Origin of the sequence: Thermanaerovibrio acidaminovorans DSM 6589 (genome assembly GCF_000024905.1) — a bacterium.
Lineage (GTDB): Bacteria > Synergistota > Synergistia > Synergistales > Synergistaceae > Thermanaerovibrio > Thermanaerovibrio acidaminovorans.
Map to the genome: position 1 here is coordinate 281,216 of NC_013522.1, position 22,377 is coordinate 303,592.

Annotated in this window: 24 protein-coding genes and 1 riboswitch; of the genes, 13 read left to right on the plus strand and 11 right to left on the minus strand. The window is 65.8% G+C overall.

Going from position 1 to position 22,377, the window contains the following annotated elements; translation table 11 throughout:
* The first annotated feature begins 119 nt into the window (after window positions 1-119).
* On the plus strand, window positions 120-1,121 hold the full coding sequence (locus TACI_RS01285; RefSeq protein WP_012869011.1) for an acetate and sugar kinases/Hsc70/actin family protein: 1,002 nt from the start codon (window positions 120-122) through the stop codon (window positions 1,119-1,121).
* Here TACI_RS01285 and TACI_RS01290 read toward each other — a convergent pair.
* On the minus strand, window positions 1,109-2,137 hold the full coding sequence (locus tag TACI_RS01290) for an NAD(P)H-dependent glycerol-3-phosphate dehydrogenase (RefSeq protein ID WP_012869012.1): 1,029 nt from the start codon (window positions 2,135-2,137) through the stop codon (window positions 1,109-1,111). The two genes, TACI_RS01285 and TACI_RS01290, sit on opposite strands and share 13 nt — an antisense overlap.
* A 147-nt stretch (window positions 2,138-2,284) precedes the next feature.
* Here TACI_RS01290 and TACI_RS01295 point away from each other — a divergent pair, with 147 nt between their 5' ends.
* Genes TACI_RS01295 through TACI_RS01310 form a run of 4 tightly spaced genes read left to right on the plus strand, consistent with a single transcriptional unit; the run spans window position 2,285 to window position 4,559 of the window.
* Window positions 2,285-2,776 carry a QueT transporter family protein gene (locus tag TACI_RS01295; RefSeq protein ID WP_012869013.1) on the plus strand — a complete coding sequence of 164 codons (492 nt, stop codon included), beginning with the start codon at window positions 2,285-2,287 and terminating at the stop codon, window positions 2,774-2,776.
* 34 nt (window positions 2,777-2,810) lie between these two features.
* A complete protein-coding gene (locus tag TACI_RS01300) occupies window positions 2,811-3,329 on the plus strand; it encodes a hypothetical protein (protein ID WP_012869014.1) in 519 nt (172 codons plus the stop codon).
* Entirely contained in the window at window positions 3,313-4,269 is a 957-nt protein-coding gene (locus tag TACI_RS01305; protein ID WP_012869015.1) for a LysM peptidoglycan-binding domain-containing protein, read from the plus strand. Before TACI_RS01300 ends, TACI_RS01305 begins: the two co-directional genes overlap by 17 nt.
* Window positions 4,269-4,559, plus strand: a complete 291-nt coding sequence (locus tag TACI_RS01310) for a hypothetical protein (RefSeq protein WP_012869016.1) — start codon at window positions 4,269-4,271, stop codon at window positions 4,557-4,559. Before TACI_RS01305 ends, TACI_RS01310 begins: the two co-directional genes overlap by 1 nt.
* Here TACI_RS01310 and TACI_RS01315 read toward each other — a convergent pair.
* Entirely contained in the window at window positions 4,512-5,873 is a 1,362-nt protein-coding gene (locus TACI_RS01315) for a CHASE4 domain-containing protein (protein ID WP_012869017.1), read from the minus strand. The genes TACI_RS01310 and TACI_RS01315 overlap by 48 nt on opposite strands.
* A gap of 169 nt (window positions 5,874-6,042) precedes the next feature.
* On the opposite strand from TACI_RS01315, the gene TACI_RS01320 reads away from it, so the two are divergent.
* Genes TACI_RS01320 through sdaAA form a run of 3 tightly spaced genes read left to right on the plus strand, consistent with a single transcriptional unit; the run spans window position 6,043 to window position 7,968 of the window.
* On the plus strand, window positions 6,043-6,408 hold the full coding sequence (locus TACI_RS01320; RefSeq protein WP_012869018.1) for a response regulator: 366 nt from the start codon (window positions 6,043-6,045) through the stop codon (window positions 6,406-6,408).
* Between the two features lie 16 nt (window positions 6,409-6,424).
* Window positions 6,425-7,099 carry an L-serine ammonia-lyase, iron-sulfur-dependent subunit beta gene (gene sdaAB / locus TACI_RS01325; RefSeq protein WP_012869019.1) on the plus strand — a complete coding sequence of 225 codons (675 nt, stop codon included), beginning with the start codon at window positions 6,425-6,427 and terminating at the stop codon, window positions 7,097-7,099.
* Entirely contained in the window at window positions 7,096-7,968 is an 873-nt protein-coding gene (gene sdaAA, locus TACI_RS01330) for an L-serine ammonia-lyase, iron-sulfur-dependent, subunit alpha (protein WP_012869020.1), read from the plus strand. Before sdaAB ends, sdaAA begins: the two co-directional genes overlap by 4 nt.
* Window positions 7,969-8,003: 35 nt before the next feature.
* Here the strand turns inward: sdaAA and sfsA are convergent, their stop codons facing one another.
* Both sfsA and arcC read right to left on the minus strand, forming a co-directional pair.
* A complete protein-coding gene (sfsA, locus tag TACI_RS01335; protein WP_012869021.1) occupies window positions 8,004-9,092 on the minus strand; it encodes a DNA/RNA nuclease SfsA in 1,089 nt (362 codons plus the stop codon).
* A 58-nt stretch (window positions 9,093-9,150) separates the two neighbouring features.
* The gene (arcC, locus tag TACI_RS01340) at window positions 9,151-10,107 is read right to left on the minus strand and encodes a carbamate kinase (RefSeq protein ID WP_012869022.1); all 957 of its coding nucleotides are present in this window, start codon (window positions 10,105-10,107) and stop codon (window positions 9,151-9,153) included.
* Between the two features lie 216 nt (window positions 10,108-10,323).
* Here arcC and TACI_RS01345 point away from each other — a divergent pair, with 216 nt between their 5' ends.
* The 5 genes from TACI_RS01345 (at window position 10,324) to pssA (ending at window position 15,209) form a co-directional block, all read left to right on the plus strand.
* Window positions 10,324-10,797 carry an Lrp/AsnC family transcriptional regulator gene (locus TACI_RS01345; RefSeq protein ID WP_012869023.1) on the plus strand — a complete coding sequence of 158 codons (474 nt, stop codon included), beginning with the start codon at window positions 10,324-10,326 and terminating at the stop codon, window positions 10,795-10,797.
* Entirely contained in the window at window positions 10,790-11,314 is a 525-nt protein-coding gene (locus TACI_RS01350) for a nitroreductase family protein (RefSeq protein ID WP_165442270.1), read from the plus strand. Before TACI_RS01345 ends, TACI_RS01350 begins: the two co-directional genes overlap by 8 nt.
* A 105-nt stretch (window positions 11,315-11,419) precedes the next feature.
* Window positions 11,420-13,870 carry a DNA gyrase subunit A gene (gene gyrA / locus TACI_RS01355; protein WP_012869025.1) on the plus strand — a complete coding sequence of 817 codons (2,451 nt, stop codon included), beginning with the start codon at window positions 11,420-11,422 and terminating at the stop codon, window positions 13,868-13,870.
* Window positions 13,867-14,484 (plus strand): phosphatidylserine decarboxylase, encoded by a 618-nt coding sequence (locus tag TACI_RS01360; protein WP_012869026.1) that lies wholly within the window; start codon window positions 13,867-13,869, stop codon window positions 14,482-14,484. The genes gyrA and TACI_RS01360 overlap by 4 nt, the downstream gene beginning before the upstream one ends.
* On the plus strand, window positions 14,481-15,209 hold the full coding sequence (gene pssA, locus TACI_RS01365; RefSeq protein WP_012869027.1) for a CDP-diacylglycerol--serine O-phosphatidyltransferase: 729 nt from the start codon (window positions 14,481-14,483) through the stop codon (window positions 15,207-15,209). Before TACI_RS01360 ends, pssA begins: the two co-directional genes overlap by 4 nt.
* A gap of 58 nt (window positions 15,210-15,267) precedes the next feature.
* Here pssA and thiT read toward each other — a convergent pair whose 3' ends face one another.
* The 7 genes from thiT to TACI_RS01400 form a co-directional block, all read right to left on the minus strand.
* Window positions 15,268-15,780: an energy-coupled thiamine transporter ThiT gene (gene thiT, locus TACI_RS01370; RefSeq protein ID WP_012869028.1), complete on the minus strand. Its 513-nt coding sequence runs from the start codon at window positions 15,778-15,780 to the stop codon at window positions 15,268-15,270.
* A 56-nt stretch (window positions 15,781-15,836) separates the two neighbouring features.
* Window positions 15,837-15,943, minus strand: a riboswitch (TPP riboswitch).
* A gap of 73 nt (window positions 15,944-16,016) precedes the next feature.
* Window positions 16,017-17,342 (minus strand): UDP-glucose dehydrogenase family protein, encoded by a 1,326-nt coding sequence (locus TACI_RS01375; RefSeq protein WP_012869029.1) that lies wholly within the window; start codon window positions 17,340-17,342, stop codon window positions 16,017-16,019.
* A gap of 37 nt (window positions 17,343-17,379) precedes the next feature.
* Window positions 17,380-18,276, minus strand: a complete 897-nt coding sequence (locus tag TACI_RS01380) for a polysaccharide deacetylase family protein (protein ID WP_012869030.1) — start codon at window positions 18,274-18,276, stop codon at window positions 17,380-17,382.
* 11 nt (window positions 18,277-18,287) lie between these two features.
* On the minus strand, window positions 18,288-19,292 hold the full coding sequence (locus TACI_RS01385; protein ID WP_165442271.1) for a bifunctional UDP-4-keto-pentose/UDP-xylose synthase: 1,005 nt from the start codon (window positions 19,290-19,292) through the stop codon (window positions 18,288-18,290).
* 46 nt (window positions 19,293-19,338) lie between these two features.
* Entirely contained in the window at window positions 19,339-20,268 is a 930-nt protein-coding gene (locus TACI_RS01390) for a formyltransferase (protein WP_012869032.1), read from the minus strand.
* A complete protein-coding gene (locus tag TACI_RS01395; protein ID WP_012869033.1) occupies window positions 20,265-21,203 on the minus strand; it encodes a glycosyltransferase in 939 nt (312 codons plus the stop codon). The genes TACI_RS01390 and TACI_RS01395 overlap by 4 nt, the downstream gene beginning before the upstream one ends.
* Window positions 21,200-22,351 (minus strand): DegT/DnrJ/EryC1/StrS family aminotransferase, encoded by a 1,152-nt coding sequence (locus TACI_RS01400; protein ID WP_012869034.1) that lies wholly within the window; start codon window positions 22,349-22,351, stop codon window positions 21,200-21,202. Before TACI_RS01400 ends, TACI_RS01395 begins: the two co-directional genes overlap by 4 nt.
* Between the last annotated feature and the right edge of the window lie 26 nt (window positions 22,352-22,377).

Sequence of the window (22,377 nt, forward strand, 5' to 3'; positions counted from 1 at the left end):
TCCCGTTAGTGATCAAGCCATAAGTATAAACCAAAAGGCCCCGGCCGGCAGGTCCTTGCGGAGTTTTCCTTTACGTTGGATGATGTTGAAGCCATTCCTGAGTCCGAGGGGGAGTTGCCATGAGATGCTTGCTGGGCCTGAACCTGAGCTCCAGAGGGCTGGAGTTCCTGGCCAGAAGGGACGACGGGACCACCCCGTTGAGCGGCTTGATTCAGCTGGGGCAGGGGGACCGCCCATCCGCCTCGGGCCTGGCTGAGAGGACCGTCTCCTCCTTGGGGGACCTTGTGGTCTCGGCCGTGGCGGCCAGCGGCGGCTTCGACGGCTGCACCGAAGGGGGTGTCCTCCCCCTGTCCGACCCGGACCGGGACATGCTGGCCTCATCGGGCCCCATGGGGCTCGCCCCACTGGTGGCCCTGGAGCTGTCGCACATGCTTGGGGTGGAGGCCCTGCTGGTGGAGCCCTTCACCGCCCGGGAGGGGGTCCGGGGCCTCACGGGGTTGCCGGAGCTCCCCATAAGGCCCCTGCGCCACGCCCCCCAGGTCAAGTGGTGCTACCTTAGGGCCCGGGAGGAGGGGCTGTATCCCCCCGAGGCCTCGGCGGTGGTGGCCTACCTGGGCAGGGGAACTTCGGTCTGTGCCCTCAAGGGGGGGCGCGTGGTGGACTCCAACAACCCGGAGGAGACCGGCCCCTTCTCGGTGGCCTTCGCCGGCTCCCTCCCCGCCATGGAGCTGGTTCGGCGCGCCATGAGCGGGGCGCTGAGGCGGGAGGACCTGACCCGCCTGGTGGCGGGGGGAGGAGGGGTGGTGGGTTACCTGGGCACCTACGACCTGGTGGAGGTGGAGGCTTTGTACCACCGGGGGGACCAGAAGGCCCGGCTGGTGGTGGAGGCCATGGCCCACCAGCTGGCCCAGGAGATGGGATCCATGGCCCAGTCTCTGGGTGGACGGGTGGACTTCATGGCCCTCTGCGGCGGTGGGGCCGCCTTCGCCGCCCTGGCGGAGAGGGTGTCCCAGCGGGTCCAGTGGATAGCCCCGGTGTTGCGGTACCCGGAGGTGGACGCCCTGGAGTCGGTGGTCCAGCTGGCCTTGCGGCACCTGGCCACCCGGGGTCAGCCCGGGTAGATCTCCATCTTGGGCTCCCGGCAGAGCAGCTCCTCCATGAGGCGCCTGGGCAGCTCCCCCTCGAAGAGGACCCGGTAGACCCCCTCGCATATGGGCATCTCCACCCCCCAGCTTCTGGCGTGGTTGCGGATCGCCTGGGCGGTGAAGGCCCCCTCCGCCACCTGGCCCAGCTCCTGCCGGGCCTCCTGCAGGTCCTTGCCGGAACCCACCAGCATCCCCAGCTTAAGGTTTCTGGAGTTCATGCTGAAGCAGGTGGCCATCAGGTCCCCCACCCCCGCCAGGCCCGACAGGGTAAGGGGGTCCGCCCCCATCCTGGATGCCAGCCGGGTCATCTCCGCCAGGCCCCGGGTGGCCAGGGCGGAGATCCCGTTGTCCCCCATCCTCATGGCCCGGGCCATCCCGCAGGCTATGGCTATCACGTTCTTCACCGCCCCGCCGAGCTCAACCCCCACCACGTCGGAGCTGGCGTAGACCCTGAACCGGCTGGAGTTGAGCACCTCCTGCCAGAGCCGGGCGTCCTCCGGGCGGGAGGATGCCACCACCACCGCGGTGGGTAGTCCCCGGGCAACCTCCTCCGCGTGGCTGGGGCCGGACAGGATCGAGTAGGAGACGCCGGGGAGTTGCTCCTCGAATACCTGGTGGAGCAGCTTGCCGGTGGATATCTCTATCCCCTTCGCCAGGTTGAGCCACCGGGCGGAGGGGGGAGCCGCGGATGAGCTGGCCTTGAGCAGCTCCCTCACCGCCTGGGCGGGCACCGCGGACACGATGAGTTCCGCTCCCTCCAGGGCCTCCTCCAGATGGTGGGTCACCGTCACGTTGGACCCGAGCAACACCTCCGTCAGGTACCTGGGGTTCCTTCCCGAGGAGTTCATCCGCCTGGCCCCCTCCGGATCCCTACACCATATGGTGACCTCCAGCCCTCCCCGGGCTATCAGGTCCGCCACCGCAGTCCCCCAGCTCCCAGCCCCCAGCACCGATACCCTGCCCGTCCTCTCATTCTTCTCTCCGGAACCCAATCGGGCTACCCCCCTTGGTTAGTGCTAAAGTCCCTTCCTTGCGGATCCTTTCGGAGGATCCCGGAGTATAGTTTATAATACGAAAGGCCGGGGCGTCCGCCCCGGAGGATTTTTTGATACCTTTTTCCACGTCGGGGAGGCATCATCATGTGGGATCCTAAGGTTTCCAAGCTTTCCAGGGCAGGGCTTATCGGGGCCGCCTACGTGGCGCTCACCCTGGCCTTCGCCCCCATATCCTACGGGGCGGTCCAGTTCCGGGTGTCGGAGGTGCTGACCCTCTTCCCGTTCCTGTGGCCCGAGGCGGCGGCGGGACTGGTTGTTGGGTGCCTCATATCCAACCTGCTGGGGGGCTTAGGCTGGGTGGACGTGGTGTTCGGCACCCTGGCCACCGGCCTGGCGGCGTACCTCACCATGAGGGCCAGGAACGAGTACTGGGCGGCCCTCTGGCCCGTGCTGGTGAACGGCCTCGTAGTGGGGGGGTACCTGTCGGTCCTCCTAGGGATGCCCTGGTACCTCTCCATGGCCTACGTGGCGGTGGGGGAGGCGGGGGTCTGTTTCGGCCTGGGGGTGCCTCTGGTTAAGGCCCTGAGGGCCATGCCCCTGGTTAGCCGCCTGGTCCCCCCCAGGGGTGGCCAGTGATCATCGCAATCAAAGGGAGCGGAGGGATCCCCTCATGAGCTTGCGATCTAAGCTGTCTTGGAAGCTGAGGCAGCTCCTCTACCCGGAGGAGCTACGGTTGCCTGAGCCCGAGTTCGACGGGGATCAGCTGGACACCCTTGAGGAGCTGATCCAGCTCATCCAGCCGGCGCTGATCTCCGCGGAGGACGTGCACCGCCGGGACAAGAGGGACCTGGCCCGGTTCCTGGCGGAGCTGGGCACCGGGGTCTGGCGGGTCAAGAAGAAGGTGGAGGCCATGAAGAGGGTCCCAAAGGAGATAAAGGAGGCCATCTTCGCCCTGGAGAGCACCTGGGAGTCCATGGCAAGTCAGGGGGTTCAGCTGATCGATCACGTGGGGGAGGTCCCCCTGGGCATGGTCCCCAAGGTGGTCCAGGTGGTGCAGGTGCCGGGGCTGGAGAGGGAGATGATCGTGGAGGCCCTGCGCCCCACCATCATGCTGAAGGGCGAGGTGATCCAGGTGGGGGAGGTCATCCTGGGTCGTCCAGGGGGTGAGGCGGATGGCGATCCCGCATAGGCGGCATCACGGGGCCCCGAAGCTGGAGGGGCTTCCCGGTGCCTCGGGGGCCAAGGCGGTCCTGGAGGGCTACCAGAGGGTGGAGGCCATAGCGGCCCTGGTGGAGTCGGTGATCATCTGGCGGGCCCAGTGGCTGGTCCGGTGCGGCGACATGCTCGAGGCGGAGGAGATCCTGTTCCGGCTCATATACAAGGAGGGCTCCACGAACCCCCAGGCCATGGACCTCTTGGCCCGGATATACTTCCACAAGGGGCAGGACCAGAAGGCGGTGGAGCTGTGGCGCCGGGCGGCGGAACTGCAGCCGGGCAACTTCGCCCTCAAGCGGACCCTGTCGCTGGCCAAGAGCATAGAGGAGGGCAAGAGGTCCGTCATCCTGGCGGCCTACCGGATGGGGCTGGCGGTGAAGTCCCTCATGGCCGTCGGCGGGGTGGCGGTGCTGCTGGTGGCCCTTTCCCTGGGGGCCAAGGGGATCGAGCGGTGGCTCCGGGGTCCGGAACCGACCCCCCTGGAGGCCCACTACTACTACGACATCTCCAAGCTCTCCGAGCCTGTCAAGGGAACCTACACCCTGGGCTTCACCCGGGTGAGGCAGGGCACATCAGCCTCCCGGGGCAGGGTGGAGGTCCTGGTGGAGCAGGATGGGGACTCCGTACGGGCCTACGGCAAGGTGCCAAGCCTCCTCACCCGCTATCAGGTGGAGATGGCCCTCTACGCCATGGAGGGGATCAAGAACGTGGACCTGAGGGGGCTCCAGGTGGAGCGGAGCTACACTGTCCAGCGGGGAGACAGCCTGTGGCTCATCTCCCGCCGGCTCTACGGGGAGGGGCAGGCCTGGACGGTGCTGTCCCGGCACAACGGCCTGTCCGATCCGTCTCGGCTGAAGGTGGGGCAGGTGCTCAACCTTCCCCTGGGGGACGAGGAACTGGTGCCGGACCGCTGATGGCCAGGTCCTTCGAAGACCGGATGGGTTGCGTGGAGGCCATCCTCCGGGTTGGCCTCCTCTGGGGGGGATACCTTATCTACAGCCTGGCGGTGAGGGCCCTGTGGCCGGGCCTGTCGCTGGACTTGAGGCCCGTGACCCCCCTCAAGCTCCTGATTGCCCTGGCGGGCCTATGGGGTTGTTTCAAGGTCAGTGGGCTCGTCACCCTGCGCACCATGGGGTGCCTGCGGCACCGGATGGAATCAGGCGAAGATGCCGGGGGGGATGTGAGCGCTGGACCTCCTGCATAGGACCAGCACCTCCCCGTCGCCTCCCACCCGGTGAACGTGGGACATGTTCATCACCATGGACGTGCGCTTCTCCCTCAGGTGGACCCTTATCAGCTGAGGGGCCCCCTCGGCGGTGGCCAGGAACCGGTCCCTGATCCTCTCCCGGTCCTCCACGTCCCCGATCTCCCATATCTTCCGGCCCACCAGGGGCTCCAGGGAGTCGAAGAGGTCCCTCATGGCCCGGTTGGCGAAGGTCACGTCCCCGGAGGTGGTGCAAAGGGCCACCAACAGGTCCATCCCGTCCAGGATCTCCCGGATCCGCCGGTTCTCCCCTATGAGCCGCCGCTCCATGGTGGTGCAGTGCCTTATCAGCAGGTTGGCGAGCCCCACCACCGACTCCAGCTCCTCCGATGGAGCCTCCAGGGGCCTCAAGCCCCCCTCGGAGATCATTCGGGATATCCGGCGCCGCATCTCCTCCAACGGCTGGGATATGCTGGTCCTGTGCCATAGGAATATGGCGGTGCCTAGGCTCACCCCCAGCATGGCGATCCCCACCAGCACCATCCCCATGAGCTCCCGAAGCCCCATGGCGATCCACCGATCCACCCGGAGCCGGGCCTCCATGGACCAGCGGCCGGTTATGTCCATCAGGGGGACCCGGGTCTCCATCACCGAGGGGCTCACCGGCACGGTGACCACCTTGGGCTCCATGGCCACCTGGGAGGGACGGACGTCAACCAGGCTGGGCAACACCCTCCGGAGCTCCCCGGCGGAGGCCAGGGGCCTGGCCAGGACAAGCCATCCATTGTACGGGAGCCCCATGGCGGTGTCCTTGACCTGCCTGGCGGATACCATCAGTATCCGGTCCGACATGACCGTGAGCCCCCGGGCGTACCCGTACCTCTCCGCCCGGATCACCGTCTCCCGCAGCTTGGTGAGCTCCTCCGGGGCGCAGGGCACCACGGACCTGATCCTCCCCTCGGGCTTCCCGTGCCAGACCACCGTGAGGTCCCTGCGGAACAACGCCCCGTGGGAGACCTCCGCGTTCTCCAGGCTCTCGTAGCTCAGGATCTGCCTCTCGAAGGACTCCATCCGCCCCTCAACGAAGTGGTACATCTGATCCCAGCTGGCCCAGTCCAGACAGAGGAGGTCCAGCTGCCGGGCCTGGTGGTCCAGGAAGTTCCTGACCGCCTCGCCCCCCTTGATCCCGTTGGACAGCTCGAGCTGGTAGAGGACCCGGTCCGCCCGGGCCAACAGTGAAAGGTACAGAATCCCCGACAGGGCCAGGAAGAGAAGGGTGAACATGAGGGGGACCTTGAAGCGCACCTCCCTCATCAAACCCCCCCCAGCTTAATTTGAACTTTATGGGGGTTAAGTTACCCCTCGGATCTGAAGAAAATTATAACATCACCGGCGGTTCCCGCCCCCCCATCCCATGGTTGGGGATCCTTCCGCGGGCTGGGATCGGATGGTAAAATTGAACTTAAAGTGAGATTGTGGGGTGATGGCCTTGCGTTTCCTGGTGGCGGATGATGACGTCAGCAGCGGCCGGCTGTTCAGGATATACCTGGAGGATATGGGGGAAGTGGTCCTGGCGGAGGATGGCCAGGAGGCGCTGAGGCTCTTCGAGGAGGCGCTGGATCTGGGCAATCCCTTCGACGGGGTGGTGCTTGACATGCTGATGCCCCGGGCGGACGGGGCGGAGGTGCTGGAGGGGATCCGGACCCTGGAATCCTCCCGGGGGCTAAAGCCCGTGCCGGTGGTGGTGATCAGCGCCCTGGACCAGGAGGAGGTGGAGGAGGCCATGGCGAGGGACCCCATGGTGGCCATGGTTCAGAAGCCGGTCCTCAAGGGGCTCATGAGCGGCTAGTTTTGGAGGTGTTCAGATGGCTTTGGAGGAGATAGTGGGTCCCGTGATGGTGGGGCCCTCATCCAGCCACACCGCCGGGGCGGTGAGGCTGGGCAACCTGGCGAGGCTTTGTTGGGGAGGCGAGGTGACCGACGTGGACATATACCTTCGGTGCAGCTTCGCCGCCACGTTCTGGGGACACGGGACCGACAGGGCCCTTTTGGCGGGGCTCATGGGCTTCTCCCCCAGCGATGAGGCGCTGAAGGACTCGTTCCGGATCGCCGCCGAGCGGGGGGTCCGCTACCGGTTCCACGGGGAGAAGGTGGATGGGGCCCATCCAAACTCGGTCCGGTTCGTCATCCGGGAGGGGGAGAGGACCATGGAGGTGGTGGGTGCCTCCCTTGGCGGGGGGGCGGTGGAGCTCCAGGAGGTGGACGGCTTCGTCCTCAGAGCCACTGGTGAGCTGCCCACCATGGTGACCTTTCACCGGGATGAGCCGGGGGTCATAGCAGCGGTCACCGCCATCCTGGCGGAGGCGGGCATCAACGTGGGGTCCATGAACGTCCACCGGCAGGGGCGTGGCAAGGGGGCCGCCATGGTGCTTGAGCTGGACGGCCTGCCCCCGGAGCAGGTGGTGGAGAGGATAAAGGGCTGCCACAGTGCGATAAGGCGCCTGATGTTGATACCCGCCGGCGGGGAGGAAGTGCGATGAGATCCTTCGAGTCCATACTGGAACGTTGCAGGAGCCTGCCCCTGCCGGAGGCCATCCTCTCCATGGAGGAGGAGGAGAGGGGGCTTCCCAGGGACGTGATAGCCGGCCGGATGCTGGACCGGCTCCGGGAGATGAAGTCCTCGGTCCTGTCGGTGGAGCAGCGCCCCCCCCGGGGGCGGCTGGTGGGGGGAGAGGGGGAGGCCCTGGAGGCCTACCGGAGGTCCCAGGGGGCCCTCTCGGGGGACCTGGTGGCCACCGCCTGCTCCATGGCCATGAAGGTGGCGGTGGGGAACGCCGCCATGAGGCGCATCGTGGCATGCCCCACCGCGGGCAGCTGCGGCATAGTGCCCGGGGTCCTTGGGGCCTACTCCAGGCTCAACGACCCATCGGAGGAGGAGCTGCTCAAGGCCCTCATCGTGGCGGGGGCAGTGGGGTCCGTCATCGCCCAGAGGGCCACCCTGGCGGGGGCCGAGGGGGGATGCCAGGCGGAGTGCGGCGCCGCCGCCGCCATGGCCGCCGCGGCCCTCACGTACCTGAGGGGGGGAGATCCGGAGGCGGTCTTCCACTCCTCCGCCCTGGTCCTCCAGTCAATCATGGGGTTGGTGTGCGATCCCATAGCGGGGCTGGTGGAGGTCCCCTGCGTGCTCAGGAACGGCACCATGGTGGGCATGGCGGTGCTCTGTTCCGACCTGGCCATGGCGGGGATCAGGTCCACCGTGCCCCCCGACGAGGTGGTGGACGCCATGGACAGCGTTGGCCTGGCCCTGCCCTCCGCCCTGAGGGAGACCTCCGAGGGGGGACTCGCCGCCACCCCTACGGGCCAGCGGATAGCCCGGCAACTCCTGTCCGAGGCCCCCAGGCTGGATTAGAGAGTGGCCGGGGGAGGGCGACCCTCCCCCGGTGGTTAAATATCTATCCCCGCCCGGACCTCCAGCACCAGTTCGAAGATCTCCCTTGGTGTCCCGGGTCCCAGGGAGACCTTGAAGTCCCTGCCCAGGGTGGGGCCCCCCGCAACCTCCCGGCCCCCAAGGGCGGCTAGCCCCTCCGCCAGGCGGTCCGTCACCGGATCGGCGCTCCTCACCGGGAAGATCCGGACGAGATTGGGGCCCGCGGGGTCTGCCTTGGACGTCCTCTGAGCCCACCTGGAGAAGGCCCCCATCCGCCGGGACAGCAGGTCCCCGTGGGGGGAGACGTGCACCGTTAGCTCCTCGCCCTCCTGGAGCCCCTGCTGGCCCCCGTGGGCCATCATGGCCAGGAATGCCCCCCGATCCGCCAGGTGTGGGCGCACCCCCTCCAGGGGGATCGCCAGCTCCCTTGGCTCCTGGAGGAGCTCCAGCCGGTGGTCCAGGTGGATCCCCACCGCCATCGTCGATACCCCCGCCTCCCGTGCGTCCAGCAGCGCCCGGGCGAAGTCCGGGTCCGTGTGCCAGTCGGGCAGGAAGCGGGTGGGGGATGGGGACTGGACCAGGAAGAGGATGCCGGTCCTGACCTGTCCGGTGAGGTGGGAGAGGTGTCTCGCGTGTCTGGCGGCCCTCTCGGAGGGGGCGTCGGGGAAGAAGGCGGTGTCCCGGGTGAACAGGGTGCAGGTCTTTACCTCCAGGAGCATATCCCCTTGGGGTCCCCCCAGCAGGAGGTCGAACCTGGAGTCCTGGGACCTGACCTCCCGGCCCTTGACGGTCATCCCCTGGAGGGGGGCTATCAGTTCCCGTCGGATCAGGTCCTCCGCCACCCGGTTCATGGCCACCGTGTCCAGGTAGACGAAGTCCCCGTACCTGAAGGTGCCGTATATGCGGTAGGGTTTGGATCCCCCGGATGGGAGTAGCATGACCCTCTGTCCTGGGAAGAGCAGCTCCAGTAGCCGCCCCGGGTTTGGGAGGTGGGCCTGGACCGGTTCCGATCCCGACGGTTGAACTAGGGCCACGAAGCGGTTGAGGCGCCTTACAAAGGTGCCGGTTATGGGGTCCGGGTCGGTTGGGCTCATGGGCTGGTTCATTGGGTAAAGGATGGGGGCCCGGCTCTCCGGGCCCCCCGCTGAGTTTCCTGGTATGGCCTTAGGCCATGGTTACCACGGTGCCCTCCCGGCCCTCCAGGGCGTCCACCGCCTTGTAGAGGGAGGTGATGATGGCCTTCTTGCCCGGGAAGGTCCTGGCGAACTTTACCGCCGCCATCACCTTGGGGAGCATGCTCCCGGGGGCGAAGTGGCCCTCTTCCATGTACTTTATGGCCTCCGCCACGGTCATGTGGGAGAGTTCCTGCTGGTTGGGCTTCTTGAAGTTTATGCAGACCTTGTCGACCTCGGTGAGGATGAGGAGGATGTCCGCCTCGATCTCCTCCGCCAGCTTCTCCGCCGCCAGGTCCTTGTCGATGACCGCCGCGACCCCGGAGAGGGAGCCGTCCATGTTCTCCACCACCGGGATGCCGCCGCCGCCGGCGGTGACCACTATGGTGGTGTCCCACAGGCGCTTGACCGCGGAGATCTCAGTGATCTTCTTGGGCTCCGGGGAGGCCACCACCCGGCGCCAGCCGCGGCCCGCGTCCTCCTTCATCACGTAGCCCTTCTCGGCCATGAGCTTCTTGGCCTCCTCCTCGGTGTAGAAGGGGCCGATGGGCTTGGTGGGGTTCTTGAAGGCCGGGTCGTTGGCGTCCACCACCACCTGGGTGACCAGGGTCACCACCGGGATGTTCAGGTTCCGGTTCCGGAGGGCGTCCCTCAGGGCCTGCTGGATCTGGTAGCCGATGTAGCCCTGGCTCATGGCGCCGCACACGTCGAAGGGCATGGCGGGGGTCTCAGGGTTGGCCTGGGCGGCGATCTCCTGGCTCAGGACGATCCTGCCCACCTGGGGCCCGTTGCCGTGCACAACCGCCATCTCGTAACCCCTCTTGCTTATCTCCGCCAGGTAGGTGGCGGTCTTCTTCACCACTTCCAGCTGGGCCTCCGCGGTGGGCGGGGTCCCAGCCTCCTGGAGGGCGTTGCCCCCCAGCGCTACTACGACCTTGGTGGCGGCCATCTCGATCACTCCTCGTTACAATTTTGGGATGTAAGGACATTGTAAACCATAAACCTCTTTTGGTTCAATATGATATGGGCACAAGGTCCGCTCCCGGGTTGCCAAGTTGGAGGGGCAAGGTGTTTGGAAAAACGGGGAAGTAGGGTATTATTTTAAGGGATATCCCCGATCTTTGGGGGACTAAAATTGCGGAACGACGGAAGCGGGGGAAGTGCGATGCAGGTTGAAAAGTGCCTTGACGAGGTTGGGCGCAAGATACTGAGGGCTCTTCAGGAGGACGCCAGGATATCCTACAGCGAGCTGGGCCGCAAGGTGGGGCTCTCGTCCCCTGCCATAGCGGAGCGGATAAGGCGGATGGAGAACGCGGGGATAATAAAGGGCTACAAGGCGGTGGTGAGCTACGAGAAGCTGGGCTTCCCCATCACCGCATTCATAAGGATAGCCATCCCCGCCAGCCGGATCCACGAGGCGGACCAGATCGCTGAGAGGATCCCGGAGGTGTTGGAGTGCCACCACGTGACCGGCACTGACGGGATCATCCTGAAGGTGGTGGTGTCCTCGGTGGGTCACCTGGAGGAGGTTGTCAACCAGATGGGCTTCTACGGTCAGACCACCACTTCGGTGGTGCTCTCGTCCCCAATAACCGGCCGGGTGGTGGAGCCCGCTTCGTCCGACAGGGAGGATGATTGACGTGAACGATATGATCCGAACCATACTTTCTAGGAGGAGCATAAGGCGCTTCAGGCCCGGGGAGGTGGGGGAGGAGGTTATCAGCCTCCTGTTGCAGTGCGCCTGCGCGGCCCCCAGCGCCGCCAACTCCAGGCCCTGGCACTTCATCGTGGTCACCGACCGGCAGGTGCTGGACCGGATGGCGGACGCTCACCCCTACGGCAAGATGCTCTTCCAGGCCCAGCTGGCCATCGTGGTCTGCGGGGATCCCACGAAGAACGACTACGCCGCCAGGTACTGGGAGGAGGACTGCTCCGCCGCCATGCAGAACATCCTTCTGGGGGCCACCGCCCTTGGGCTGGGGTCCGTGTGGCTGGGGGTCAAGCACTCCCCGGAGAGGGAGGCGGCCATGAGGATGATCCTCTCCGTGCCGGACCACATCGCCATAATGGGCATAGCCGCCATAGGGCATCCAGACGAGGAGAAGGAGCCCCATAGGGGAATAGATGAAGGGGTGGTTCACCGGGACCGCTGGTGAGCCCGCTGTTTCATCAGGACTTAAATGGTAGAATGCTAGGGGCGCCCGCCGGGACAGGCAGCTCCGGCAGGGCGGTTCATTTCTTTTCGTCGGAGGCACGATTGGATGGAAAAGGGTAACGGTAGCTCCGATCTCTTCCAGAAGGTGATCCCCCTTCCCCTGGAGGAGGAGATAAAGCACAGCTACATCGACTACGCCATGAGCGTCATCGTGGGCCGGGCCCTTCCGGACGCCCGGGATGGTCTGAAGCCGGTCCAGCGGCGGATCCTCTACGCCATGAGGGAGCTGGGGCTTAGGCACAGCCAGCCCTTCAAGAAGTCCGCCCGGGTGGTGGGGGAGACCATGGGTAAGTACCACCCCCACGGGGACGCGGCCATATACGAGACCATGGTCCGCATGAGCCAGGACTTCAGCATGCGGTACCCCCTGGTGGACGGGCAGGGCAACTTCGGCTCCATCGATGGGGATCCCCCTGCGGCCATGAGGTACACCGAGGCCCGGCTCCACTCCCTGGGGGAGGAGATGTTGGCGGACATAGACGAGGACACGGTGGACTGGCTCCCCAACTTCGACGAGTCCCTGGAGGAGCCCGCGGTGCTGCCCAGCCGGATACCGAACCTGCTGGTGAACGGTAGCACCGGCATAGCGGTTGGCATGGCCACCAACATGCCCCCCCACAACCTCCGGGAGGTGGTGGACGCCTGTTGCACCCTGCTGGACAACCCGGACGTGGAGGTGGGGGAGCTGATGACCCACGTGCCCGGCCCCGACTTCCCCACCGGGGGGGTCATCATGGGCCGGGACGGGATAATCGACGCCTACACCACCGGCCGGGGCAAGATAGTGGTCCGGGGATGCGCGGAGATCGAGGACGCCAAGAGGGGCAAGAAGGCCATCGTGATAACCCAGATCCCCTACATGGTCAACAAGTCCAACCTGATCGAGACCATAGTTAAGGGGGTCCAGGCGGGGCAGCTGGACGGAATAACCGACGTCAGGGACGAGTCCAACCGGGAGGGGATCCGGCTGGTGCTGGAGCTCCACCGGGACAGCGACCCCCATCTGGTGCTGAGGCAGCTCTACTCCAGGACCCAGCTGCAGACCACCTTCGGGGTGATAAACCTGGCCCTGGTGGACGGCCGTCCGGTGGAGCTGAACCTGAAGGGGCTCCTTCAGATATTCATCGACCACCGGCGGATGGTGGTCCGTCGGAGGACCCAGTATCGGCTCCGGAAGGCGGAGGAGCGGGCCCACATACTGGAGGGGCTCGTGAAGGCCCTGGACATGATAGACATGGTGATCGCCCTCATAAGGTCCTCGGAGGACCCATTGGTGGCCAAGGGCAGGCTGGTGGAGGAGTTGGGCTTCACTGAGGCCCAGGCCCAGGCCATACTGGACATGAGGCTCCAGCGGCTCACCAGCCTGGAGAAGCACAAGCTCCAGGAGGAGCTGGCGGAGCTCATGGCCCAGATAGCCCGCTACCGGCTCATCCTGGGGGATCCCGCCGAGCTGGACTCGGTGGTCCGGGAGGAGCTGTTGGAGGTGAAGCGCGCCTACGGGGACGAGCGGCGGACCGTCATCGAGGACTCGGTGGACGACGTGTCGTACGAGGACCTGATCCCCGAGACCGAGGTGGTGGTGGCCATGACCCGGGACGGGTTCATCCGCCGGATGCCACTCCAGGACTACCGCTGCCAGGCCCGGGGAGGCAAGGGGGTTAAGGGGGCGGCGGTGAAGGGGGAGGACGAGGTCTCCCTGGTGGCGGTGACCACCACCCACCGGAGCCTGTACCTGTTCACCGACCGGGGCAGGGTCTTCTCCCTCAAGTGTCTAGCCATACCGGAGCCAAAGAGCGGCCGGGGCAAGCACGTTAGCACCTTCATCTCCCTGGACGAGGGGGAGTCGGTTGTCACCTTCCGGGACAGCGCATTGGAAGGGGCCCGGTTCGTTTTCCTGGTTACCAAGATGGGGCTGGCCAAGCGGCTGCCGGTGGGGGAGCTGGAGGGCATAACCCGGGCGGGTCGCCGGATCCTGGGGCTTGAGGAGGACGATACCATAGCCCGGGTGCGGTTCACCGGCGGGGAGGACCAGTTGCTGCTCACCACCGCCAAGGGGCAGACCCTGCGGGTGAGCGAGACCGAGTTCCGTCCCCAGGGCAGGGCCGCCAAGGGGGTCCGGGGGATCAAGCTGGACCCGGACGACCTGGTGGTGGGCTGCGACGTGATAATGCCCGGCCGGCAGGTGCTGTTCATAAGCCAGCTGGGGATGGGCAAGAGGACCCGGTATGAGGAGTTCACGGTCCATCACCGGGGCGGCATGGGGGTCCGGGCCATGAGGCTTGGGGAGCGAACTGGCCACCTGGTGGGTGCCTGGGGCGTGGCGGACGACGACGAGATAATGGTGATCACCTCCAGGGGCCGGGTGGTACGCTTCTCCGCCCGGGACGTGTCCTCCCTTAGCCGTTCCGCCATGGGGCTCACCCTTGTGAGGCTAGACGAGGGGGATCAGGTGGCGGACGTGACGGTGATCCGCTGCTCCATGGAGGAAGGGGAATGATAAACCGGCACGGACTTCCGTCCATAGGGGCGGTGCTGTTCATGATGGCCGGCGCCTGGTTCATCTCCAGGCCCGTCTCCCTGGCGCTCGCGTTGCCGTTGGGGTTCCTCTTCTGGTTCTACCGGGACCCGGAGAGACGCCCCCCGGAGGATCCCTCCGTCTGGGTCAGCCCAGCGGACGGCAAGGTGGTGGAGATCCAGCCGATAGATGACCCGGTGGTGGGCCGGTGCTGCAAGGTGGGGATCTTCATGAGCCCCCTGGACGTGCACGTGAACCGGATGCCCTTCCAGGGGGAGGTGTTCCACCTCCGCTACGTGCCGGGCCGCAAGTGGCTGGCCTTCGAGCCCAAGGCGTCGGAGAACAACGAGCGGCTCTACGTGGGGATAAGGACCCCCCACGGGGACGCCATGCTGGTCCAGATAGCGGGGCTGCTTGCCCGGCGCATCGTGGCCTGGGCCCCGGTGGGCTCCAGGTTCGCCCGGGGGGAGCGGTATGGTATGATCAAGTTGGGGAGCAAGGTGGACCTTTACCTTCCTGCCTCGGTGGAGCCGGTGGTGAGTCTGGGGCAGAGGGTGAGGGCCGGAGAGACCCCGGTGGGAGTGGTGAAGAGTTGAGAAGACGTTTCAAGCGGGACCTGCCCTTCAGGAAGATAGTGCCCAACATGATAACCAGCGGCAGCGTGCTGTGCGGCTTCCTGGCGCTGGCGCTGTGCTACTACGACCGTTTCCTGCCCGCCGCGTGGCTGGTGGGGGTGGCGGTTATCTTCGACTACATGGACGGCCGGGTGGCCAGGATGCTGGGGGGTAGTAGCGACTTCGGTGTGGAGCTGGACAGCCTGGCGGACGCGCTCAGTTTCGGGGCGGTGCCCGCCTTCATGACCTACAGCGCCTACGTGGGTCTGGAGGGGGGGCTGATAGGGGCCCTCTCCGGGGCCTTCTTCACCCTCTGCGGGGTTCTGAGGCTTGCCCGGTTCAACGTGACCCACGTGGTGGGTCCCTTTCAGGGGCTCCCCATACCGGCCGCGGGGCTGACCCTGGTCTCCTTCGTGATGGGGGGCATATACATTCCCTGGTGGGCCGCCTCGGCCCTCATGGCGGTCTTGGGGGGCCTCATGGTCTCCAGAGTCCCCTACGGTAACCTGAAGAAGGTCCACCGGGGCGACCTCAACCGCCTCAGGGCCACCGCCCTCCTGGTGACCCTGGGGGTGGTCTCGGTGGTTCTCAAGGAGCGGGCCCCTGTGGTGTTGTGCTTCACCTACGTCCTGAGCGGTCCCGTGGGGCTCGACTGGGGCCGGTGGCTGGTCAAGAAGGAGTCGGTGGAGGCGGAGGGCAAGATCTGAGCCTCTGAGTTTGGAGGATTTTGGAGGGGGCCCCTGGGGCCCCCTCTTCGCGTAGGTCCTATATCCGTCCCTTTAAGCGCCTCACCAGGGGCAGGGCGATGAGCATCGATATGGCCAGGGAGGGGACAAGGAACGTGGCGTTGTAGGTGATGGAGTAGACCCACACGTTGCTCCCCTCCGGTGCGAAGGAGGCGAAGAAGATGACCCCGGACAGCACGTGGCAGGTCAGCCTGGCCAGCCCCGCCAGGATCATGGCCAAGGCGGTACCCTTGAGGTCCCGGGTCTGTAGGCCCCCGAGGGCCAGGAGGCCGAAGGCAAGGGGGTAGTCCAGCACCGCCTGGACGGGGTTCACCACGTAGCCGTTGAGCATCATCTGCAGCAGCCCCGAAGTGGCGCCGCACATGGCCCCGGCCCTCACGCCCCTCATGGCGGCGAAGGCTAGCAGGGGCACCATCTCCAGGGTTATGGAGCCCCCCTGGGGCATCTGAAAGACCTTGAGGAACGACAACGCCAGCGACAGGGCCGCCGCCACCGCCCCCTCGGTCAGCATCCTAACCCTTGTGTTATCCAACCGAATCACTCCCCTTTGGTGAAAAATGAAATCGCCGCCCCCGCATCGGGGACGGCGTATTGAATCCCGCACCTTCCCTTCGTCGGCGTTACCCGGATCAGGTTCAAGGGGTCGGGAAGGATGGCCTTCCCCTCTCAGCCCTTCGGCTCCCCCGATGCGTTGCAAGTTTAAATTTTTTTTAGCCTCAGGTCAAGGGTGATATTGCGGATGGCCCCTGGCCGCCTGGATGCCAGGCCCTAGCCCTTGTTGGGTCGTCCTATGGCGTAATACGTGAAGCCCAGGCGGCGCATCTCCTGGGGGGAGTACTGGTTCCGGCCGTCGAATATCACCGGGCTCTCCATCTCCTCCCGGATCCGCTGGAAGTCCGGCTGCTTGTACACGTCCCACTCGGTCACCAGCGCCAGCCCCTGGGCTCCCTTGATGGCCTCGTACTGGTCCTCCACGAAGGTTACCCCGCTACGACCCTCCAGGATGTGGCGGGCCTCATCCATGGCCTTGGGGTCGTGGAGCCTCACCCGGGCCCCGGCCCCCAGGAGGTCCTGGATCAGGGTCACCGACGACGCCTCCCTCATGTCCGACGTGTTGGGTTTGAAGGACAGGCCCCATATGGCGAAGGTGAGCCCCGATATGTCCTGGCCGAAGTGGCGAAGGATCTTCTGGAAGATCACGTGCTTCTGGGACTCGTTCACGTCCTCCACCGCCTGCAATATCCGGGGGGAGTAGCCGTGCCTCAGGGCGGTGTGCCTCAGGGCCCTCACGTCCTTGGGGAAGCAGGAGCCCCCGTAGCCGCAACCGGGGGATATGAAGGCGTAGCCTATCCGGGAGTCGGAGCCTATCCCAAGTCTGACCTTCTCCACGTCTGCCCCCACCAGCTCACAGATCCGGGCCATCTCGTTCATGAAGGATATCTTGGTGGCCAGCATGGCGTTGGCGGCGTACTTGGTCATCTCCGACGACCGGATGTCCATGCATAGCACCTTCTCCGGCGGAAGGAAAGAGTAGAGCTCCTTCAATGTCTCCTCCGTGGCGGGGTCGTCGGTGCCTATCACCACCCGGTCGGGGCACATGAAGTCCGACACAGCCGCCCCCTCCCTGAGGAACTCCGGGTTGGACGCCACGGTGAAGGGTATCTGGACCCCCCTGGCTTCCAGCTCCTCCCGGATGGCGGCCCTCACCTTGTCCGCGGTGCCCACCGGCACGGTGGACTTGGTGACCACCACCAGGGGCTCCTCCATGTGGGCCCCTATCTGCCGGGCCACCGCCAGCACGTACTGGAGGTCCGCGCTGCCGTCCACGTCTGACGGGGTCCCCACGGTTATGAAGCAGACCGACGCCCCCCGGATCCCCTCCTCCAGGCTACAGGTGAAGCCAAGCCTGCCGGCGGTCCGGTTGTTCCGTATGATATCCTCGAGCCCTGGCTCGTAGAAGGGCACCCGGTCCTGGTTCAGCATCCGGACCTTCTCCTGGTCCACGTCCACGCACACCACCCGGTTGCCGAAGCCCGCAAGGCAGGCGCCGGTCACCAGACCGACGTAGCCGGTTCCTATGACGGATATCCTCATGTGGGATCGTTACCTCCTGTTTAAATTGCCCTGGGTCTCAGGCCTCCGTAGCCTGGACCGCCAATGTCCCCGCCCGGCCCTCCACGGTGCCAATCCCGATCTCGCACCTGGGCAGCTCGTCCCGGGGTATCTGGTCCGCCACGAAGGACAGGGGAACGCACTTGGCCCCCTGGTCCATGGCGGACCGGAGGAAGGACTCGAAGACCCCGATCTGGGACAGCCCCTCCATCTCCGCGTGGAGGGTGAACACGTTGAGCCCCTCCTTGAGCAACGAAGCCAGGTGCCGGGCCATCTCCTCCCCCTTCAGTCCCCGCCGTCCCAGGAGCTCGTCCATGGTGGGCAGGGTGGTGGGGATCTCCAGGGTGGAGAAGGCCTTCCGGCCCCAGCGGGGAACGTACGGGAAGAGCCCCCGGGTGTTGCTGGTGTACCGGAGCCTCATGGAGTCCAGCACCAGCAGGGCGTCCTGGCTCACCTGCCAGCCCGGGGCGGCGAAGCTCCGGGGCTGATGTCCCGTGTACTGGTAGAAAAGATCGAAGGCCCGCCGCAGGTCCGCCTCGATGGTGGTCACCGGGAGCTTGTGGATCCGGTCCTGCCACTTCACGTGGTCCCAGGCGTGGATGCCGAAGTCGTGTCCTCGGCGCGCCGTCTCCTTCAGGAGCCCCGGGAACGACTGGGCTATCATGGGGGCCTTGATCAGGGTCCCGTAGAACAGGGTCTTGAACCCGTAGGTGGACGGGGCCTTGGTGCGCAGCATCTTCCCCAGGAACCCCTTGCGGAAGATGCGGACTATGGCCTTGCCCGAGTTGTCGGGCCCCATGCTGAAGAAGAAGCTGGCCTTCAGAGACAGGCGATCGAAGAGGTTCAGCAGGTTCAGCACCCCCTCCCGATGCCCCCTGAGGGTGTCCACGTCCACCTTCAAGGCCAGGATCTTCATGGGCCCACCTCCTACAGGTAGTATCGGACGGTCCTGTCCAGGATCTCGTCCAGGGTGGCCTTGGGCACCCATCCCAGCTTTGACGCCGCCTTATCCACGCTGGGTAGCCGGTCCTGGACGTCCTCGTATCCCTTGCCGTAGTGTTCCTCCCCGGAGACCTCCACCAGGGGGATCTCCAAGGCGTACTCGTAGCCGGGGATTCGGGAAGCGGCCCTCACCAGCGCCAGGGCCACCTCCCGGACCGAGTGGTTGTTCCTCGGGTTCCCCAGGTTGAAGATCTCCCCCACCGCCGCATCCGGGTTCCTGAGGATGCTCAGGATCCCCATGACCCCCTCCTCGATGTCGGTGAAGCTCCTCCGCTGATGTCCCCCGTTAACCAGCCTTATGGGTTCCCGCCTTATTATGTTGCCCAGCATCTGGGGGACCAGCCGGTTGCCTTTAGGCGTCCTTGGGTCGTCCTGCCGGGGACCTATCCAGTTGAAGGGCCGGAAGAGTGTGAAGGGGAGCCCCTTGGAGATCCCCATGGCCCATATGACCCGGTCCATCATCTGCTTGCTGCAGCTGTATATCCACCGGACGTTGCGGATGGGGCCTAGCACCAGGTTGCTCTCGTCCTCCTTCAGCTCCCGGTCGGGGCACATGCCGTAGACCTCCGAGGTGGAGGGGAAGATGACCCACTGCCTCAGCTCCGCGCATATCCGGACCACCTTGAGGTTCTCCTCGAAGTCCAGCTCATAGGTGTAGAGGGGGTCCTCGATGTACATGGCGGGCCTGGCGATGCCCGCCAGGGGCACAACCGCGAAGGCCTCCCGGGCCCTGTCCCTTATCCAGTCCCAGGCGGAGCCCATGGGGGACTCCACGAACTCCACCCGGGGGCTCTCAAGCACCCCCGACAGGTTGTGGGACCCCACGTCCAGGGCACATATCTCCCAGTCGGTGTGCTCCAGTATCTTCTCGCACAGGTGGCTCCCGATGAAGCCGTTGGCCCCCAGTATAAGCACCTTCTTCAAACGCATCAGATCCTTTCCGTTCCTCGTGTTCGTTGACGGTCCCGCTGGGCCGTCAGCCCAGCAGCTGACCCCTCATATCTCCAAGTCCCAGGTCCAGGGGATGCCCGCACCGCCCGTCCAGCTCCGCCTCCAGGATCCTCAGGGCTCCCGCCATGCACCTGACCAGCACGTACCCCTCCGGGTCCTCCATCAAGGTTCCCGGCTCCGCCCTCGGGACCGCCTTCTCCGGCAGGGGATGGGCCCTCCAGATCGTCAGCCTTCGCCCGTCGGCCAGGGTGGAGAAGGCCCCCGGGTAGGGCCTGGTGAGGGCCCTGACCATGTGATAGGCTCCCAGGGAGTCCTCCCGGTCCCACTGGATCAGCCCGTCCTCCGGGCGCCGGCCGCCGAAGTAGGAGGCTGCCCCCTGGTCCTGGGGCACAGCCCGGTAGCTCCCGTCCTCCAGGGTGGGGTAGGCCCGCCGTATCAACCGGTGGGCCGCCTCCGCCAGTCGCTCCATCACGTCCCGGGATGTGTCGTGCAGGTGGATCGGCACCTCCTCCCGGTCCACCACCGGTCCGTCGTCCGGCCGGGGGGTCATAACGTGAAGGGTGGCGCCGGTCCTCATCTCCCCCATGATCATGGCCCAGTGGACCGACACCCGCCCCCGGTAGCGAGGCAGTAGCGACCCGTGCACGTTGAAGGCCCCTAGAGGGGGGATCTCCAGCAGCTCCCCGGGGATCATGTCCCGGTAGTAGAAGGAGAGCAGGAGATCCGGCTTCAGTTCCCGAAGGGCCATGGCCCCCTCCGGGGAGCGGAGGCTGTCCCTTATTACCGGTATGCGGTGCCGCTCCGCCACCCGGTCCGGTGTCCTGAACCACAGGTTCTCCGACGGGTTGTCCTGGTGGGTGAAGAGGGCGACCACGTTGGCCCCCAGCTCCAGCAGGGACTCCAGGCACCGGGTCCCCACCTGGCTGTAGGCGCAGACCGCCACCCTGGGCCTCATGGCTTCGGATCCTCCGGGTAGACCGCCCTTATGAGGTACCTGGGGCGTTGCCGGACCTCCAGGTATATGCGCCCCACGTACTCCCCCGCTATCCCCACGCCGAAGAGCAGGATCCCCATGAGGAAGAAGTTTATGGCCATCAGGGTGAAGAGCCCCTCCGCCTCGGATCCCACCAGGAGGCGCCGGATCAGGAGGTAGAGGGCGAAGACCAGGCTGCCGACGGAGACCAGAAGGCCCGTTATGGTGACCGCCTGGAGGGGCACCATGGAGAAGCCGGTCATCAGGTCGAAGTTCAGCCGGATCAGCTGGTAGAGGCCGTACTTGGAGGTCCCCTTGTGCCGCTCCTCGTGGGAGACCGGTATCTCCACCGGGTTCTGGGCGAACCGCTTCCCCAGGGCGGGCAGGAACGTGGTGGTCTCTTTGCACATGTTTATCAGGTCCACGATCCGCCGGTCGTAGCCCCGGAGCATGCAGCCGTAGTCCCTTATGTTGAGCCCCGTTATCCGGTTGGTTACCCAGTTAACCAGCTTTGAGGGTATCTTGCGGGTTATTGCCGGGTCCTTTCGCATGGCCCGGTAGGTGCCCACCATGTCGTGTCCCCGGTCCATCTCCGCCACGATGCGGGGTATCTCCTCCGGCGGGTTCTGCAGGTCCGCGTCCAAGGTTATTATCTTGTCCCCCCTGGCCATGGAGAACCCGGCCATTATGGCCATGTGCTGGCCGAAGTTGCCGTTGAAGTCTACCACCCGCACGTAGTCCTTCCGGCGGGCCTCCTCCAGCAACATCCTTAGGGACCCGTCGGAGCTGCCATCGTTGACGAATATCACCTCCGCGGGCCTATCTAGGGCCTCCACCACCGGGAAGAGCCGCCCGAAGAGGTCCGGGAGGGACTCCTCCTCGTTGTAGACCGGTATGACGATGGAGACGTCGATCATCGGCATACCTCCCACAGGGCCCTAACCACGTCCATGGCGTCCTCCCGGGTCATCTCCGGGAAGAGGGGGATGGACATGACCCGGCTGGAGGCGTAGGAGGCGTTGGGCAGGTCCTGGTCGCTCCAGCCGAACTCCCGGTACCTCACGTGGTGGTGCACCGCCTTGTAGTGGACCCCAGTGCCTATGTTCATCTCCTTGAGCCGGGCCATGACCTCCTCCCGGGACATGCCAAGCTCCTCGGTCTTGAGCATCACCCAGTAGAGGTGGTGCCCGTGCACGTGGGGGTACCGGGGGGTGCCGGGGGTGATGAGGCCCTTGAGTCCCCGGAGCTCCGAGTCGTATATCTGGGCTATCTGGGAGCGCCTCTCCTGGAAGTGGCTCAGCTTCTTGAGCTGCTCCAGCCCTATGGCGGACTGGAGGTCCGTCAGGTTGGCCTTGATCCCCGGGGAGACGATCTCGTAGTCCGGCCTGCCCGATTGGGCGAACCTCTTCCAGGCCCCCTTGGACATGCCGTGCTGGCGCATCACCCGGCACGCGTCCGCCAGGTCCTCCCGATCGGTGACGATAATTCCCCCCTCGGCGGTGGTCATGTTTTTGGCGGGGTGGAAGCTGAAGACCCCCAGCGGGCTGGGGGAGGAGCCGATGGGGCGCCCCTTGTAGGCGGAGCCTATGGCGTGGGCGCAGTCCTCCACCAGGTGAAGCCGGTGCCGGGATGCGATCTCCCGGATGGGGTCCAGGTCCACCGGGAGCCCGGCGAAGTGGACCGGCATTATGGCCCGGGTGCGATCCGTGATGGCTCCCTCGATCTTCGACGGGTCCATGTTGAGGGTGTCCCCCTCCACGTCCACCAGAACCGGGGTAGCTCCGGTGTAGATTATGGCGTTCACCGTGGCGGCGAAGGTCATGGGGGTGGTTATCACCTGGTCGCCGGGGCCCACCCCCAGGGCCATCAGGGCGATCTGAAGACCCGCGGTGGCGGACGAGACCGACACCCCGTGGGCGGCCCCCACCAGCCGGGCGAACTCCTCCTCAAACCTCTGGGTGACCGGGCCGGTGGTGATCCACCCGGACAGCAGGACCTCCCGGACGGCGCTCACCTCCTCCTCCCCTATGGAGGGGCGGGAGAAGGGAAGGAAGCTTTCTCTCATCTGGCTGTGATCTCCTCTCGTGATCG

What these genes read in the sequence shown, in the direction of transcription:
- TACI_RS01360 (WP_012869026.1), top strand. Translation starts at nt 13,867, where the DNA reads ATGATAAACCGGCACGGACTTCCGTCCATAGGGGCGGTGCTGTTCATG.
- TACI_RS01305 (WP_012869015.1), top strand. Translation starts at nt 3,313, where the DNA reads ATGGCGATCCCGCATAGGCGGCATCACGGGGCCCCGAAGCTGGAGGGG.
- TACI_RS01320 (WP_012869018.1), top strand. Translation starts at nt 6,043, where the DNA reads ATGGCCTTGCGTTTCCTGGTGGCGGATGATGACGTCAGCAGCGGCCGG.
- sfsA (WP_012869021.1), bottom strand. Translation starts at nt 9,092, where the DNA reads ATGAACCAGCCCATGAGCCCAACCGACCCGGACCCCATAACCGGCACC.
- gyrA (WP_012869025.1), top strand. Translation starts at nt 11,420, where the DNA reads ATGGAAAAGGGTAACGGTAGCTCCGATCTCTTCCAGAAGGTGATCCCC.
- TACI_RS01385 (WP_165442271.1), bottom strand. Translation starts at nt 19,292, where the DNA reads ATGCGTTTGAAGAAGGTGCTTATACTGGGGGCCAACGGCTTCATCGGG.
- TACI_RS01390 (WP_012869032.1), bottom strand. Translation starts at nt 20,268, where the DNA reads ATGAGGCCCAGGGTGGCGGTCTGCGCCTACAGCCAGGTGGGGACCCGG.
- TACI_RS01345 (WP_012869023.1), top strand. Translation starts at nt 10,324, where the DNA reads ATGCAGGTTGAAAAGTGCCTTGACGAGGTTGGGCGCAAGATACTGAGG.
- TACI_RS01350 (WP_165442270.1), top strand. Translation starts at nt 10,790, where the DNA reads ATGATTGACGTGAACGATATGATCCGAACCATACTTTCTAGGAGGAGC.
- TACI_RS01395 (WP_012869033.1), bottom strand. Translation starts at nt 21,203, where the DNA reads ATGATCGACGTCTCCATCGTCATACCGGTCTACAACGAGGAGGAGTCC.
- TACI_RS01310 (WP_012869016.1), top strand. Translation starts at nt 4,269, where the DNA reads ATGGCCAGGTCCTTCGAAGACCGGATGGGTTGCGTGGAGGCCATCCTC.
- TACI_RS01315 (WP_012869017.1), bottom strand. Translation starts at nt 5,873, where the DNA reads ATGAGGGAGGTGCGCTTCAAGGTCCCCCTCATGTTCACCCTTCTCTTC.
- sdaAA (WP_012869020.1), top strand. Translation starts at nt 7,096, where the DNA reads ATGAGATCCTTCGAGTCCATACTGGAACGTTGCAGGAGCCTGCCCCTG.
- TACI_RS01295 (WP_012869013.1), top strand. Translation starts at nt 2,285, where the DNA reads ATGTGGGATCCTAAGGTTTCCAAGCTTTCCAGGGCAGGGCTTATCGGG.
- TACI_RS01285 (WP_012869011.1), top strand. Translation starts at nt 120, where the DNA reads ATGAGATGCTTGCTGGGCCTGAACCTGAGCTCCAGAGGGCTGGAGTTC.
- TACI_RS01300 (WP_012869014.1), top strand. Translation starts at nt 2,811, where the DNA reads ATGAGCTTGCGATCTAAGCTGTCTTGGAAGCTGAGGCAGCTCCTCTAC.
- TACI_RS01380 (WP_012869030.1), bottom strand. Translation starts at nt 18,276, where the DNA reads ATGAAGATCCTGGCCTTGAAGGTGGACGTGGACACCCTCAGGGGGCAT.
- TACI_RS01375 (WP_012869029.1), bottom strand. Translation starts at nt 17,342, where the DNA reads ATGAGGATATCCGTCATAGGAACCGGCTACGTCGGTCTGGTGACCGGC.
- arcC (WP_012869022.1), bottom strand. Translation starts at nt 10,107, where the DNA reads ATGGCCGCCACCAAGGTCGTAGTAGCGCTGGGGGGCAACGCCCTCCAG.
- TACI_RS01400 (WP_012869034.1), bottom strand. Translation starts at nt 22,351, where the DNA reads ATGAGAGAAAGCTTCCTTCCCTTCTCCCGCCCCTCCATAGGGGAGGAG.
- sdaAB (WP_012869019.1), top strand. Translation starts at nt 6,425, where the DNA reads ATGGCTTTGGAGGAGATAGTGGGTCCCGTGATGGTGGGGCCCTCATCC.